Source organism: Microbulbifer maximicatervae (SeqCode) (genome assembly GCF_052467225.1).
This window is the reverse complement of the sequence record NZ_CP174303.1, coordinates 1,355,469-1,370,191: the sequence shown is the minus strand read 5'-3', so window position 1 is coordinate 1,370,191 and position 14,723 is coordinate 1,355,469. Positions and strand designations below refer to the sequence as shown.

The following is a 14,723-nucleotide window of genomic DNA, read 5'->3' as shown; positions in this document are numbered from 1 at the left end:
GTAGCAGAACCGCAACAAAAAAGCCCGACAAGTAATTGTCGGGCTTTTTTGTGTCCGTCACTTCCACTCTACCCTCTGTTTAAGCCTCACCTGACTAACAATTACCGATAGTCAAAAAAAAGAGGGTAAAAAATATTTTCTAATAAAATAGCTTCAACTTTTATATATACCAAATGGCTATATACAGACTTATATTAACTTCACTTTATAACTATGTTGATTTAGGGAAGCAGCGCTAGAATTGCATTTTTGTGACTGATAAGACTGAACCTACACTTCATTAACTAATATCGATTGTGGAGGTCCCTTATGCCCATTGCTTCACACGAGCTCTCGGTGGATTTCCCAGAATATGCAGACACAATCAAGCAGCTCATCGAAGACGATATTCAATTCAAACTTGAAAACGACATCTATAGCAAACTGGATAAACAAATAAGAGGCCTTCAGGATAGTGGTATCGGCACCGACGACGATCACTATTCCAGCCTCAAAAAACAGAGAGCCTACTTAAAACAGCACCTCTATAACCGCATTACTTCAGTGATTACCCATCACTAAAGTACGCGTTAACAGTTGCTCGTAGCAGCACTAGCGGTCACTGCAGTTGCTGAAAGGGCACGCAGCCTAAAAGAGCTTGGCCTATGCAACTGTACTTGACCTTTTCCTCCCCCTTTGCGCGCAAGGCGCGCATTGTTGTGCAAGAACAGCGTCTGCACTCTGTGGTAACAGAGCATTTCTCTCACCCCTTTCACAATGACGACGAACTTATTTCCAGCAACCCCTTGGGAAAAGTCCCCTGTCTAACCCTGGATAATGGCTCCTCGATCATTGACAGCGAAGTCATCTGTGCATTTCTTGATAAAAGCTTAGGGGATGGTCACTTATCTGCACCACTGGACAACAATTGGGATCTGTATACTTTTCACAGTGTCAGCTCTGGATTAATGGACGCAGCTGTGCATCTGCAAATGGAAAAGCTGCGTGCACGGGAAGAACTTAGGTCTGATTTTTGGTGGCAGCGCTACTTCAGTGCTATTGAGAGATCTCTAGATTACCTGGAAAAGCACCTGGATCGATTACCCGCCAGTCTTAGCTTGCCACATATTAACTTGTGCTCAGCACTATCCTATCTTGATTTTCGCCATGAAGATTTTGACTGGAGAAGTGACCACCCGAAACTTATGGCCATATCGGAAGATTTGGAGAAAAGTGAAAGCCTGAATAAGTGTCAGCTGCATGAGTAGTTACAGAATGCGGAATACCAACAAGAATAAGTTATCCCGCTATTTGTTCTGAACAGGTCAAAATACTGAGTAGTACACTATTGGGTCAGGCGGAAAGGAAACTCTGCAATTGAGACTCGCGGCGATTACATCTCGGTAAGATAGGAATCGGCATTCATTCTTTATGCGTTTCTACAGCGCAGTGCATTCTTCCTTTTTTAGGAGTCGTGACTCTACCACTAGAAAACAGTCTATTTTAATTAATATAAATGCCACACTTTTTTACTAGCCTAAACCCTTTTGGAATACTCCCATGGCCAAACAACCGAAGAGTACTCTTTGGATAATTCTGCACAGCGTGGCCATTGTTGCAGTTTTATGTAGCCTACTAACGGGGCTCCGTATCTCCACATTAACTAAGCCAAGTATTGGAAATATAGAAGAACTGTTACCCCAGGGACAGATTCATGATATTCACTTCTTTGTAGCATTTATTACTTCGGCCATCCTTATCTGCTACTTATCCTATAAAGTAACAATTAAAATAAAAAATACAACCTCACAAAGTAAACCTTATAAAACATCAATTAGCTACCATAGGGTAGTAACACGCATTGGCTCACTTTTTTTAGTGCTCATGGTCTTAAGTGGCTGGATTTTATTTATTGGTTCCGACAATGCTTCTATCTTTCGCCAGGCACACTTTTATAGTGCTTTTGCGATCGTACTCTATATATTCCTTCACGCTGGCGTTTACCTAACAACCTATGGCCTGAAGACTTTGAGTTATTTACTTCCCAATACTCGATCGGGCTATCGAACTTCAATTTTCACCTACTTATCTACCGGCTGTATCACTTTATTACTTTGGATTATTGTTACAAATAACAGTTACCACGATCTTACAGTTGAGAAAATAAGTCCGGAAACCTTTATCAACATAGATGGAATCCCCCAAGAATCCGCATGGTCCTCAGCCATATCACTTAAAATCCATACTGACGGAGGTGCTAACTTTATTGATGGTAGCTCAACAGTCAACTTGAGAGCCTTGCATAACCAACAAGAAATATTTTTTCATATCACTTGGGAAGATCCCACTGAAAGCCTGAAACACCTACCACTGAAAAAAGTTGGTTCTGGCTGGGAAATACAACAGCAAGGTTTTCAAAGTTTTAATGAAACCCGTCACTATGAAGATAAGTTTGCCATCCTGCTTTCCAATGCCTGTGATTTCGGTGCTTCGGGAACCTCTCACCTGGGCCGCAAACCATCAGCACAGTTGCCCGCAAATTGGCATGGCAAGGGCTACCACTACAGCTCATCCGATGAAGTACACGATCTCTGGCACTGGAAAGCAGTAAGAACCAATAAAATGCACCTGGCAGATGACAATTATATTGGCAGGCCTGATATTGTAAGGCCAGGAGCACGCCGCTATACCGCAGGATATCTCCAGGATGGCAAAGAGTCCGGGGCATACTTAATGAACTGGAAGTGGTACTCCTCAAAAAACGTTACACCAAAAAGACTACCCAAAAGCCCATCCAGCCTGACGCCATATCAAAACGAGGATACAAAGAGCGATTGGACTATTTCCTGGTTTGATTACCAACCATACGCGGCTGAAGATGACAATTATCCTATCAATACGATTATGCCTTCAGTCCTCTATACCTCAAATCGCTTTGAGGGAGATCGTGCCGATGTAAGGGCCTATGCTGTTTGGCAGGACGGCCAATGGTCTATGGAGATGGTGCGAAAATTAGATACTGGGTCAGCGTTAGATGTAGTAATAAAAGACGGCATTTGCCTCTGGGTTTCTGCCTTTGATCAGTCGCAAATTGCCCACACTCGCCACGCCCTCCCCGTCAAAATCAAGTTGGCAGATCAATAATGTTTGTGCGCATATTTTGGGTATTCATTTTTCCTGCAATCACGGTCTGTGCAGTCATACTGCACCAACCATCACAACCTCTGCCAAGTGAATACCACTTAGTTAAAATTGATAAAAATGGGGAGCCTATCGAGGCTTGGGCAGGCCCCTGGTCCTGTATCTGCGACACCGATACAGGGCTTCTTTGGGAAGTAAAAACCGACGACGAAGGAATTCACGATGGAAGGTGGACCTATTCATGGTATCAATATGAAGAGGGTATAGAAAATAATGGAGATTGTTATTTTGAAGAAGAGCGGTGTGATACCGAGGACCTGATTCGCAATACCAATCAACAGAAATTGTGTGCAACGCAAAACTGGAGGCTCCCCGATATTACAGAGTTACGATCCATTATCCTGCAGGAGAGTAAATCTGGCAGACCTCTAATTGCGACTGAATATTTCCCGAAAACTCAAAGGGGAGATTACTGGACCCGTAATTTTGACAGGCCTTTATATGGCATCTACCAATACCTGAAAACAGGGGCGGGGGCAGTTAATTTCATGAACGCAGAAACTATCACAATTCCTTATAGAAACGCCGCTTTTGTACGCTTAGTCTCCAACCATTCAACCGCCTGTAATAATAATCCCGAATAATTCCGGCGCGCTGCATCCAGCTTTCACAACTAACCTTTCAAATTGCAGCGCCTTCAGATAATAACCACTACTTACAGGAATCCCCCATGAGACGGTTCTTAAGCACTGCTTTTGCTTTCTCGACTCTATGTTTGGCAATTGATGCCAGTTCAGCAACTAAACACCACAGATTGGCCTGGGATGGTGATGCATCCACCAGTGCCGTTATCGGTTTTTCGCCAGACGGCCACACGAGTAATCCTTACATTAATTTTGGCTATTCAACCAATGAAAATAGCTGGAGCAGTCAAGGGGTTGACTCAACATCTACCTTCGATGGCAGCTTAGATAGCTACTTTGTCAGGTTGGAAAATCTAACACCGGATTCAGCAGTTTACTATCGTGTGTGTGATCAGGACGGCTGTGGCGACCGGTTCTGGTTTAAAACGGCTCCTGCGGAGGAATCTCCCTTCGTCATAGTCGCTGGGGGAGATACCCGCACGGGGCATACAACACGGCGCGAGGGGAATGCACTGCTGGCTAAGATCCGTCCGCTGGCTGTTATGCACGGCGGCGATTTTACTAACGCCAACAGCGCATCAGAGATGGATGAGTTTTTACAAGACTGGACCCTGACTTATTCCAGCGATGAAATTGATGGGTATAGCTACCAACGCATTTACCCCTTAATTCCCACTCATGGAAATCATGAAGATGACAACTACTCCACTATTTGCCAGGTATTTGGAGTCGACTTCAATGCAGATAGTAGCTGTAGCCCCAGCGATACTTACGGCGCCGTACAGATTTCCCCCCTCTTACGCGTCTACACCCTAAACAGCCAATTTCAGGAAAGTGGCTGGTCATCTTATGCAACGGCTATGAACAACTGGCTGGAAGATGATTTAGCTACAAGTGGCGCCTACAGCAATTGGCGTTTTGCCCAATACCACAAGCCCATGTTCCCCCATTACAGTGGCAAGTCCGATAACCCCACATTATTCAATTGGTGGGCAGAGCCATTTTATGACTACGCCATGAACCTAGTGGTCGAATCAGATACCCACCTGACCAAGCTCACTGAAGTTGTCGCCCCGGGCAATAGTGATTTTTCTACCAGTGATACCGGAGGCACTGTCTATGTGGGTGAAGGCAGTTGGGGGGCTCCGGCCCGTTCCGCCAATGATGCCAAGTTTTGGACCATCGATATGGCCAGCATCCAGCAGTTTAAAGTGATACAAGTTAGTCCTGATGAGCTGAGCGTCCGCACGGCCCAATTTGACGACAGCGCCAGTATCCTGACCCGTGAAGATCGCGCCAATGACCCCCTTGCTTTACCAGAGGACATTAACTGGTGGAGTGCCAACCAAATTGGCGAATCTATGGTTCTCGCACAAAATAGTGTTGGCAGGAGTGTCATTGTCGAGGATAGCAGTGACAACGGTGAGGTAACCCTACCCGTAGCAGATGATGCCTTTATCTCTTCCCGCTATTCATCCAGTAATTTCGACAGTGACTCAGACGGGCTACTGGCAGATGGTAGCGATAGTACCTACGGAACTCTCTACTCATTAATCAAATTTGACCTCTCCAATATCGCCAATTGTTCAGCAATAAATTCAGTTGAGCTTGAATTAAATATTACCAACCGCTCCACCAACGATTATGGAATTTACCTGGCCGAATCTGACTGGGACGAAGAATCAGTCACTTGGGATTCAGTCGGCGGATCGGGGGTGCTTTCACAATTGGCAGCCAGTTTTATTCCTTCGTCCACTGGAACCCTAACCCTGGATTTAAGCTCTTCTGGTATTCTGGAAGACTGGCTAAACGCTGAAAATACCGGGATGGTCATCGCCGCGCAAAATGGAAGCAATGGCGTAGATATCTCATCAAAGGAAACCGGTATTGCACCAGCCCTCAAGGTGGTTGCAGACTGCAGTGACACTGTCAGCGAAAAGATATCCCAAGTTGCCTCCGATGATGTCTTTATCTCCTCCAGAAAGGAAGATGACAATTTCGATGGTGACAGCGATGGACTTCTCGCCGATGGTAGCGATTTGATCTACGGCACAATGTATAGCCTGATTCGCTTCGATTTATCCGGTTTAAGTTGTCAGCAATATATTGATGCGACACTCGAACTGAATGTCACCAATACATCCAGCAACAGCTATGGCATATATATGGCGACACAAAGCTGGCAAGAGGAATCCGCTACATGGGACTCTGTCGACGGCAGCTCGATTCTTGGGCTTCAGGTGGGTAGCTTTACTCCCTCTTCTACTGGTCGACACCTAATTGACCTGGGAGCCTCCGGTATAGTGGACCGCTGGCTCAACGATAGTAATCACGGCCTGGTGATCGCTTCAGAGGGAGGCATTAATGGCCTCGATATAAGCTCCAAAGAGAGTGGACAGAGCCCTCTCCTGACAATGCAGACAGTCTGTAATTAATACTTTTTGGGCTCTCCCCAGGGAGAGCCCAGTTTCAATAACAACTAACTTACTGATTTCTTCATGCACTACTTTTGAGAAGGCAATAGCTATTCACCTTGAAGCTAATAAACCCTCACATCAGGAACTGCCCGGCTCAGTTACTCACAAATTTTTGCTAGATTGCCATCGACAGCCTTTATCAGGTCATCTGGACTTAACTCTATTACCAGTCCCCTACGGCCAGCACTCACAAAAATGGTTGAGTGATTTTGAATCGATAGATCAAGGATAGTCTTCAAGCGCTTTTTTTGCCCAAGCGGGCTAACGCCCCCCAAAACATAACCTGTTGATCTCTCTACATCAGCTGGAGCGGCCATTATCGCCTTCTTTGCCCCGGCAGCTCTTGCAATAAGTTTCAGGTTAAGCGTGGTCGAAACCGGAACAACACCAACAACTAACTTTTTATTGCTCAGCGCAACTACCAACGTTTTAAACACTCTCTCCTCAGCAACTCCCAATTTTTGTGATGCTTCTAAACCGTAAGAATCACTTGAAGAGTCGTGTCTATACTCATGAACCTTATGACTGATATTATTCTTTTTTAATAAGGCAATTCCCAGAGTCATATAACCCACAACCTATATATTCCACCAAACGACACCCACATAATAATGCAATAGGCCCCAGACAAAACACCCTATAAATAAAACTACCCCAGCCCATATCGCCACTCAACAAATAGGCTTGGTTATTAAGTTTTTCAATTTACCTTATTGATTACTTTTAATCCTTATACCGGTAAATTCTTATACTATTTACCCGCTATACTATCTGCTGGATAGATGAATCAGGTGCTATCGTAAACCGAAAGTCACCTTACTAAATCGCAGCAAGTCGCCTATATCATTACGATGAGTAATAGTGAAACGAAGGATGTATCAACGATCGTACGGAGACACTTTCGATGCTAATAAAATATAATCGTAGTTGTGCCGCTTTAATAATCTCAATATTTATAACCGCGCCACTCTATGCCGCAGACACCAATGAGGAAGTGGTGACTGATCCCGTCATTCTTGAGGGCGCAGTTGAAGGGCAACCAAAGTCCAATAGGTTCTGGTGGCCAGACCAACTCGACCTACGCCCGCTCAGACAGCACTCCCCCAGATCCAATCCAATGAGTGACGACTTTGATTACGCTACCGAATTCCAAACCCTGGACCTTAAAGCGGTAAAACAGGACATCGAAACTCAGCTCAAAACTTCCCAGGACTGGTGGCCAGCGGATTATGGCCACTACGGCCCATTTATGATCCGAATGGCCTGGCACAGCGCTGGCACCTACCGGATCGGTGATGGTCGCGGTGGTGCCCGTGGTGGTCAACAGCGGTTCGATCCCCTCAACAGCTGGCCTGATAACGCCAACCTGGATAAAGCCCGCCGTCTACTCTGGCCCATCAAACAGAAATACGGACGCAAACTGTCCTGGGCAGACCTTATGGTGCTCACTGGCAATGTGGCCCTGGAATCTATGGGGTTCCCTACGTACGGGTTTGCCGGAGGGCGGGAGGATGACTGGGAGCCCGACCTGATTTACTGGGGGCCCGAAACCAAGATGCTGGCGGATGAGCGTTACACCGGCAATCGGGAGCTGGACAAACCCCTGGGCGCTGTGCAAATGGGGCTGATTTATGTCAACCCGGAGGGCCCCAATGGCAATCCCGATCCGGTGGCTGCCGCCACAGACATCCGCGAAACTTTTGCCCGCATGGCGATGAATGACGAAGAGACAGTAGCCTTGATTGCCGGAGGCCATACTTTTGGTAAGGCTCACGGTGCAGTGAAAGCTGATTGCCTCGGCCCAGAGCCCGCCGCCGCCCCGATAGAGCAACAGGGGCTTGGCTGGAAAAATAAGTGTGGGAAAGGAAATGCCGACGACACAATGACATCCGGCCTGGAAGGGGCCTGGTCTGCCGCCCCGATCAATTGGAGCCAGCAGTATCTGGACAACCTGTTCAAATTCAATTGGGTCAAAACAAAAAGTCCAGCTGGTGCCGTTCAGTGGATTCCCGATGATCAGAGCGCGGCAAATCTGGTGCCCGATGCATTCGACAAGAATAAGCGCCATGCCCCCATCATGTTTACCACGGATTTATCCCTTAAGTTCGATCCCAGCTACAAAGAAATTGCCAAACGGTTTCAGGAAAATCCGGAAGAATTTCAACGCGCCTTTGCCAAAGCCTGGTTCAAGTTGACTCATCGGGATATGGGCCCTCGCGCGCGCTATTTGGGAGCGGAGGTACCCGAAGAAGATTTAATTTGGCAAGACCCTATCCCCAAAGTTGATCACCCTCTGATTGACAGCCGGGATATAAATTCTCTCAAAGCAAAAATACTGGCGGCAGGCATTAGCGTTCCCGATCTAGTGAGGACTGCCTGGGCCTCAGCTTCTACCTTCCGTGGTTCAGATTTTCGCGGTGGTGCCAATGGTGGCCGTCTTCGCCTGGAACCCCAAAAGGACTGGTCGGTAAATGATCCCTCTGAACTATCACAAGTCCTGGCATCGCTGGAAAAAGTCCAGCAGGAATTTAACAGTTCCCAATCCGGGGGCAAAAAAATCTCAATGGCAGATATCATTGTACTTGGAGGCGCAGCAGCCATTGAAAAAGCAGCAGAGCAAGGCGGACATAAAATTCAGGTCCCATTCAAACCTGGACGCACCGATGCTTCCCAGGAACAAACAGATATTAATTCTTTTGCAGTACTACAACCTCTGGCCGATGGCTTCCGCAACTACTTTGGCGATGGTTATGGAAGAACCCCTACAGAGTTATTAGTTGATAAAGCCAGTCTGTTAACCCTGAGTGTGCCTGAAATGACTGTTCTGGTTGGAGGAATGCGCGCACTTAATGCAAATACCGACTCCTCACAGAATGGTGTACTTACTCAGCGCCCCGGCACACTGACGAATGATTTCTTTGTGAACCTGCTCGATATGTCTACTGTCTGGTCCAAGTCGGCAAAATCAGAGGGTATCTATGAAGGAAAAGATCGCAAAAGTGGCCAGGCAAAGTGGACAGCCACACCTGTAGATCTGATTTTTGGTTCAAACTCTGAATTAAGGGCAGTCGCAGAGGTTTATGCTTCTAGTGATGGCGCTGACAAGTTTGTAAATGATTTTGTGCAGGCCTGGACCAAGGTAATGAATTTGGATCGGGTTGATCAGCCTCAGTCTTAAAAATCATATACCTCAATAAAGAAAAAACCGAGGCTAGCCTCGGTTTTTTCTTCTGGGAGATTATTTAAGTTTTAATCCTGCCCCTTTAAATGCCGATCAAAAAAGCGCTTGATCATGCTGTATTGGTGGATGCGAGTCTGCTTACCGCGCAAGCTATGCTTCTTGCCTGGATAAGTCATCAGCTCAAATTGTTGGCCGTTGTCCTGCATCTGTTTTATGAGTTTAGTGGTATTGGTAAACAATACATTGTCATCCGCCATGCCATGATAAATCAGCAGATCACCTTGTAAGCCCTTCGCATAGGGAAACACAGAAGATGCCTCATAGGCATCCATATCCTTGTTTGGATTGCCCATATAGCGCTCAGTATAATGGGTATCATACAGCGTCCAGTCCGTAACCGGCGCACCAGATACCCCCGCCTTAAAGTAGTCTCCGGCTTTGAACATACTCATCAGTGCCATGTAACCACCGTAGCTGTGGCCGAAGATACCTACTTTATTTTTATCAACGTAAGGCAGGGTACGCAGGAATTCAACGCCGGTAATTTGATCTTCCACTTCAGGAGATCCCATATTCTTAAAGATAGGATTCTCAAAAGTGGTACCGCGGTTTGCTGAACCACGATTATCTAGGGAAAAAACAATATAACCCTGTTGGGCCATATACTGGTTGAATAGTTTATCCCAGCTATTGGTAACCACCTGAGCGTGTGGACCACCATAGACAAACACCATTACCGGGTAACTTTTCTTCGCATCAAAATTAGCAGGTTTGTACAAGCGGTAGAAAAGCTCCTGGCCATAGGGCGCCTCAATACTGCCAAACTCCGGAGTGATCCATTGATCTTTATAAGGATAGAGAGGGTGATCACGATTTACAGCGTTCTGCTCAAGCCAGGTGATTCTGGCCCCTGAGCTGCTGTGCAGGCTCACTTGAGGCGGCGTGGTAACGCTGGAAAATTTATCAATATATCCAGAGGCATCCTCAGAAAATTCGATAGAGTGCATACCACTACGCTGTGAAATTCTCTTAATGTCGCTCTCCCCTTGCAGGGAGACTGCATAGAGATGCCTCTCGATTGGAGTATCTTTTCGTGCGGTAAAATACAGACGGTTAGCCTGCTCATCAACAGCCTCTAACTCGTCAACCACCCAATCTCCCTTAGTCAATTGTGCCTGTAATCTGCCGCCAAAATCATATTTATACAGGTGTTTGAAGCCATCCCTCTCCGATGACCAAATAAAAGCATCGCTATCTTCCAAAAAGTGGAGATCATGGCTCAGGTTAACCCAGGTATCGCTGGACTCGGTAAGGAGCGTTCGGGTTTTTCCCGTATTGAGATTGTAAGCACGAAGCTCTAACTTTTGCTGGTCTCGAGATTGCCACTGGAAAGTTAACAGGTGATCACGGGCCCATTTTACTCGGGGAATATAAATATCCTGATTATCTCCCAGGTTGACCCAACGGATATCCCCCGAATCAATATCTATAAGGCCAAGTCGGATTTTTGCGTTCGCACGCCCAGCAGCGGGGTAACGTTGCTGTATCATTTCGATACGATCCGCATAGATTTCGCTACGGGTTACCTGATCAACTGGCGACTCATCAACTTGCAGGAAAGCAATATGCCGATCATCAGGAGACCACCAATAACCGGTCATCCGGTCCATTTCCTCCTGGGCAACAAACTCAGCCATTCCATTTTTAATATGATCTTTGCCGTCGCTGGTTAGCTGCTTTTCCCTACCGGTTTTCAGATCGACAATATAGATATTTTGGTCGCGAATAAACGAAACAAAGTGCCCCTCGGGAGAAACCTTTACATCGGTTTCAAAGGTTTCCGTTTCAGTCAGTCGACGCGAAGAACGGTCTTTGAGATCGTAATAGTAAATATCGCCGGCCAAAGGGAATAACAGAGACCGACCATCCTCTGACCAGCTGTACTCCATTATTCCACTACCATAAATTCGCTGGCGCTCCCGTCTTGCCTTTTCCTCATCCGAAAGAGTTTCACTACCGCTGTGCAGACTATCGGAATTGACTAAAATTCGGGACTGACCGTCTTTCAGGTTGTACTCCCAAAGATCGTAACGGTTGTAATCTTCAACTCTACCTTTGAGGAAAGTTACGCGCTGCCCATCAGGTGAATATTCCAGCGCTCGGGGAGCGGTACCACTCAGAGCCGGGTCGGAGAATAACCGTTCAATGCTGAGTGACTCTGCAGAACATATTCCTGCAAAAGTACATCCAAGTAATGCAAGCAGTGCTTGTTTCATAGGAAAACTCTTTATATTAAGTATTGTTGGCAATTCACGTACCACTTTGCTAGCAGGGGGATTATTTAGAAAATTCTGATTAATTCCATGTTATCTCCGGCTTCCTTAGGAGCCGGCCTAAATGACATCCAGGTAAGCCATAGCTTCTCTTTGGGACTTGTTCTGATCACCAGAAGTACCTCAAATTTATCGGAAACCCTCTAAAAAATGCAGCTATATTGTGGATAGAGCAAACCGGTGAAGGATTCTACAACGGAACCTTCCGGGACATGCAGTACCTTACAGTTTTGTGTTTGCGCACAAACAATCCTGCTGCAATAGCCCCCCTTTACAAATGTTTACTCTGCTTAACCAACATTTGTGGTTAGCTAATGTCGGACTAAAGCTTTTATCAAAATATGGGGTAACAATAATGAAGGTTCATCTCTTTGCATCTGCAGCTGTGATTTTGATCGCTGCTGGCTGTAGCTCTACACCAGAGATCCCCACCACTGAATCGTTTGTCACTGACATCACCGAACTGGGCCATCGTCGCTTTACCTACAAGGCAACCATTGGGGCCGGCCCCAAGGGCCAAGGCGGTAAGCGTGGTGGTCCGGGTGGTGGTGGTCCAGGTGGCGGAGGTCCAGGTGGCGGTGGTCCCGGTGGTGGTGGTCCCGGCGGCGGTGGTAAGGGTAGTGGTGGCCCAGGAGGTGGCGGTCCCGGCGGCGCCAATTCTGGAGATGTGAAGAAAGTTGCCCGGCAGAGAATGGAACTCTTGCTAGCCGAAAGTGGCTTCTGTCCCAATGGCTGGTTCCTGATCGAACAAACTTTTGACCAGAACAGAGCTGAAATTATTGGCGAGTGTCGGGCGGTTGCACGATAAGCTTACGCCTCTCACTTTGGCTCTATGTATTCTGCTCGTACCGCTTTATACATAGCAACTTGCCCAGGGCGCGAAACCCTTTACCCAAACAGCCCCTCAACTGAGGGGCTAACTTCACTAGTCCGTAATTTATCCAGCCTAATATATATGTCTGCTCAACAATGAGTCTGCATGGAACCTTAAGTGCTCCTCAATAAATGAAGCGATGAAATAGTAACTGTGATCGTAACCTGCATGGTGCTCTATCCGAAGAGGATAATCACTGGCTTCAGCAGCTGTTTGCAGGGAATGTGGTCTCAGCTGTTCCTCAAGAAACTCATCCTGTTCCCCCTGAGAAACCAAAATCGGAGTTTTCTCTACAGCGCGCCCCATTAGCACTGTTGCGTCATATGGTTCCCAGCTCTTGGGATCAGCTCCCAAGTAAGTTCCCAGCGCCTTTTCTCCCCAAGGGCAAGCAATAGGATTACAAATTGGACTAAAAGCAGAAATTGATTGATATCGCTTGGGGTTTCGCAGACCGATGACCAGGGCACCGTGCCCGCCCATAGAATGTCCGCAAATCCCGCGTCGATCATTGGTGGGGAAATGAAGTTCTACCAGGCTTGGAAGTTCATCCACGATGTAGTCATACATTTGATAATGCTGCTTCCAGGGTTCTTGAGTCGCATTTACATAAAAACCAGCCCCCTGCCCCAGATCATAACCCGGGTCATCCGCCACATCGTCTCCTCTGGGGCTCGTATCGGGTATCACTAAGATAATCCCTAACTCTGCAGCGACTCTCTGAGCACCAGCCTTTTGACTGAAGTTTTCATCCGTGCACGTCAAGCCCGATAGCCAATAAACAACAGGATATTTCCTCTGTGTATTCCCCTCTGCATCCTGTGGTAAAAAAATGGAGAAGACCATAGAACAGTTGAGCGTGCTGGATTTATGTCGGTAACGCTGCTGCAAACCGTCAAAAGATTTAGTACTGCCAACCAATTCAATCGACATTTTAAGTGTTCCTATCAAGCCTGCTGGAAATGAATAACACTGCGAATACTTTTACCTTCGTGCATTAAATCGAAGGCATCATTTATTTGCTCAAGGGGCATTGAGTGAGTAATAAAGTCATTCAATTTAAATTCTCCAGCCAGGTAACGCTCTACGAAAGAAGGCAATTCAGAGCGCCCCTTTACACCGCCGAATGCTGATCCCTTCCAAACCCGCCCTGTAACCAACTGGAATGGGCGTGTACTGATTTCCTGTCCCGCACCTGCCACTCCAATAATAATGGATTCCCCCCATCCTTTGTGGCAAGACTCCAAGGCAGCTCTCATCAGGTTAACATTGCCCACACACTCAAAAGAATAATCCACTCCTCCATCGGTAAGCTCTACGATAACCTCTTGAATAGGCTTATCGTAAGCCTTGGGGTTAATACACTCAGTGGCTCCCAGTTTCTTCGCCAGCGCAAATTTGTCCTCATTAATATCGACACCAATAATTCGTGAGGCGCCAGCCATCTTGGCTCCGATCACTGCGGATAAACCAATTCCACCCAAACCAAAAATTGCCACGCAGGAGCCCGGCTCAACCTTGGCGGTATTGGTAACGGCTCCCATTCCCGTAGTAACACCACAACCCAGCAGACAAACCTCATTTGAGGGGGCTTCGGGATTAATTTTGGCCACAGATATCTCAGGAAGGACTGTGTACTCAGAAAAAGTAGAGCATCCCATATAATGGAAAATGGGTTTCCCATCTACCGAAAAGCGTGTCGAACCGTCAGGCATTAACCCTTTGCCCTGGGTGCCCCTGATTTTTTGGCACAAATTGGTCTTTCCAGAGAGACAAAACTTACATTCGCCACATTCGGGGGTATACAAAGGAATTACATGATCCCCGACAGAGACACTGGTCACCCCCTCACCAACGGACTCAACAACACCCGCACCTTCGTGGCCGAGGATTGCCGGGAATACCCCTTCAGGATCATCTCCTGACAAAGTGAACGCATCTGTGTGACAAACGCCGGTGGCGTGTAATTTCACGCGAACTTCACCCCGTTGGGGAGGCATAACATCGACATCCTCAATAACCAAACGCTCCCCAGGCCCCCAAGCTACAGCTGCTTTACAGCGGATTGTCTCTGCACTCATTTTCAATTCTGCCTTT

At 46.9% G+C, this 14,723-nt stretch carries 11 protein-coding genes; 7 read left to right on the top strand and 4 right to left on the bottom strand.

Going from position 1 to position 14,723, the window contains the following annotated elements:
* Positions 1-309: 309 nt before the first annotated feature.
* From ACJJIZ_RS05915 to ACJJIZ_RS05895, 5 genes are all read left to right on the top strand, one after another.
* The gene (locus ACJJIZ_RS05915; RefSeq protein ID WP_282931240.1) at positions 310-561 is read left to right on the top strand and encodes an HP1242/YdcH family protein; all 252 of its coding nucleotides are present in this window, start codon (positions 310-312) and stop codon (positions 559-561) included.
* Between the two features lie 83 nt (positions 562-644).
* Positions 645-1,247, top strand: a complete 603-nt coding sequence (locus tag ACJJIZ_RS05910) for a glutathione S-transferase N-terminal domain-containing protein (RefSeq protein ID WP_444915520.1) — start codon at positions 645-647, stop codon at positions 1,245-1,247.
* Positions 1,248-1,539: 292 nt separating this feature from the next.
* Positions 1,540-3,123 (top strand): ethylbenzene dehydrogenase-related protein, encoded by a 1,584-nt coding sequence (locus ACJJIZ_RS05905; protein WP_444915519.1) that lies wholly within the window; start codon positions 1,540-1,542, stop codon positions 3,121-3,123.
* The gene (locus tag ACJJIZ_RS05900) at positions 3,123-3,764 is read left to right on the top strand and encodes an Lcl C-terminal domain-containing protein (RefSeq protein WP_444915518.1); all 642 of its coding nucleotides are present in this window, start codon (positions 3,123-3,125) and stop codon (positions 3,762-3,764) included. The genes ACJJIZ_RS05905 and ACJJIZ_RS05900 overlap by 1 nt, the downstream gene beginning before the upstream one ends.
* A gap of 86 nt (positions 3,765-3,850) precedes the next feature.
* The gene (locus ACJJIZ_RS05895; protein WP_444915517.1) at positions 3,851-6,199 is read left to right on the top strand and encodes a DNRLRE domain-containing protein; all 2,349 of its coding nucleotides are present in this window, start codon (positions 3,851-3,853) and stop codon (positions 6,197-6,199) included.
* Between the two features lie 140 nt (positions 6,200-6,339).
* On the opposite strand, the gene ybaK is transcribed toward ACJJIZ_RS05895, so the two are convergent.
* Positions 6,340-6,807 (bottom strand): Cys-tRNA(Pro) deacylase, encoded by a 468-nt coding sequence (gene ybaK, locus ACJJIZ_RS05890; protein ID WP_444915516.1) that lies wholly within the window; start codon positions 6,805-6,807, stop codon positions 6,340-6,342.
* A 338-nt stretch (positions 6,808-7,145) separates the two neighbouring features.
* On the opposite strand from ybaK, the gene katG reads away from it, so the two are divergent.
* Entirely contained in the window at positions 7,146-9,419 is a 2,274-nt protein-coding gene (gene katG / locus ACJJIZ_RS05885) for a catalase/peroxidase HPI (protein ID WP_444915515.1), read from the top strand.
* A 71-nt stretch (positions 9,420-9,490) separates the two neighbouring features.
* On the opposite strand, the gene ACJJIZ_RS05880 is transcribed toward katG, so the two are convergent.
* On the bottom strand, positions 9,491-11,698 hold the full coding sequence (locus ACJJIZ_RS05880) for a S9 family peptidase (RefSeq protein WP_444915514.1): 2,208 nt from the start codon (positions 11,696-11,698) through the stop codon (positions 9,491-9,493).
* Between the two features lie 412 nt (positions 11,699-12,110).
* On the opposite strand from ACJJIZ_RS05880, the gene ACJJIZ_RS05875 reads away from it, so the two are divergent.
* Positions 12,111-12,563 (top strand): hypothetical protein, encoded by a 453-nt coding sequence (locus ACJJIZ_RS05875; protein ID WP_444907253.1) that lies wholly within the window; start codon positions 12,111-12,113, stop codon positions 12,561-12,563.
* A gap of 138 nt (positions 12,564-12,701) precedes the next feature.
* On the opposite strand, the gene fghA is transcribed toward ACJJIZ_RS05875, so the two are convergent.
* The gene (gene fghA, locus ACJJIZ_RS05870) at positions 12,702-13,559 is read right to left on the bottom strand and encodes an S-formylglutathione hydrolase (RefSeq protein ID WP_444892043.1); all 858 of its coding nucleotides are present in this window, start codon (positions 13,557-13,559) and stop codon (positions 12,702-12,704) included.
* Positions 13,560-13,573: 14 nt separating this feature from the next.
* Positions 13,574-14,707, bottom strand: coding sequence for an S-(hydroxymethyl)glutathione dehydrogenase/class III alcohol dehydrogenase (locus ACJJIZ_RS05865; RefSeq protein ID WP_444915513.1), 1,134 nt, complete (start codon positions 14,705-14,707; stop codon positions 13,574-13,576).
* Positions 14,708-14,723: the final 16 nt, after the last annotated feature.

Bases quoted from the DNA above. Each gene is read 5' to 3' on its own strand.
- katG (WP_444915515.1), top strand. From the start codon at position 7,146: ATGCTAATAAAATATAATCGTAGTTGTGCCGCTTTAATAATCTCAATA.
- ACJJIZ_RS05895 (WP_444915517.1), top strand. From the start codon at position 3,851: ATGAGACGGTTCTTAAGCACTGCTTTTGCTTTCTCGACTCTATGTTTG.
- ACJJIZ_RS05910 (WP_444915520.1), top strand. From the start codon at position 645: ATGCAACTGTACTTGACCTTTTCCTCCCCCTTTGCGCGCAAGGCGCGC.
- ACJJIZ_RS05905 (WP_444915519.1), top strand. From the start codon at position 1,540: ATGGCCAAACAACCGAAGAGTACTCTTTGGATAATTCTGCACAGCGTG.
- ACJJIZ_RS05915 (WP_282931240.1), top strand. From the start codon at position 310: ATGCCCATTGCTTCACACGAGCTCTCGGTGGATTTCCCAGAATATGCA.
- ACJJIZ_RS05875 (WP_444907253.1), top strand. From the start codon at position 12,111: ATGAAGGTTCATCTCTTTGCATCTGCAGCTGTGATTTTGATCGCTGCT.
- ACJJIZ_RS05900 (WP_444915518.1), top strand. From the start codon at position 3,123: ATGTTTGTGCGCATATTTTGGGTATTCATTTTTCCTGCAATCACGGTC.
- ACJJIZ_RS05865 (WP_444915513.1), bottom strand. From the start codon at position 14,707: ATGAGTGCAGAGACAATCCGCTGTAAAGCAGCTGTAGCTTGGGGGCCT.
- ybaK (WP_444915516.1), bottom strand. From the start codon at position 6,807: ATGACTCTGGGAATTGCCTTATTAAAAAAGAATAATATCAGTCATAAG.
- ACJJIZ_RS05880 (WP_444915514.1), bottom strand. From the start codon at position 11,698: ATGAAACAAGCACTGCTTGCATTACTTGGATGTACTTTTGCAGGAATA.
- fghA (WP_444892043.1), bottom strand. From the start codon at position 13,559: ATGTCGATTGAATTGGTTGGCAGTACTAAATCTTTTGACGGTTTGCAG.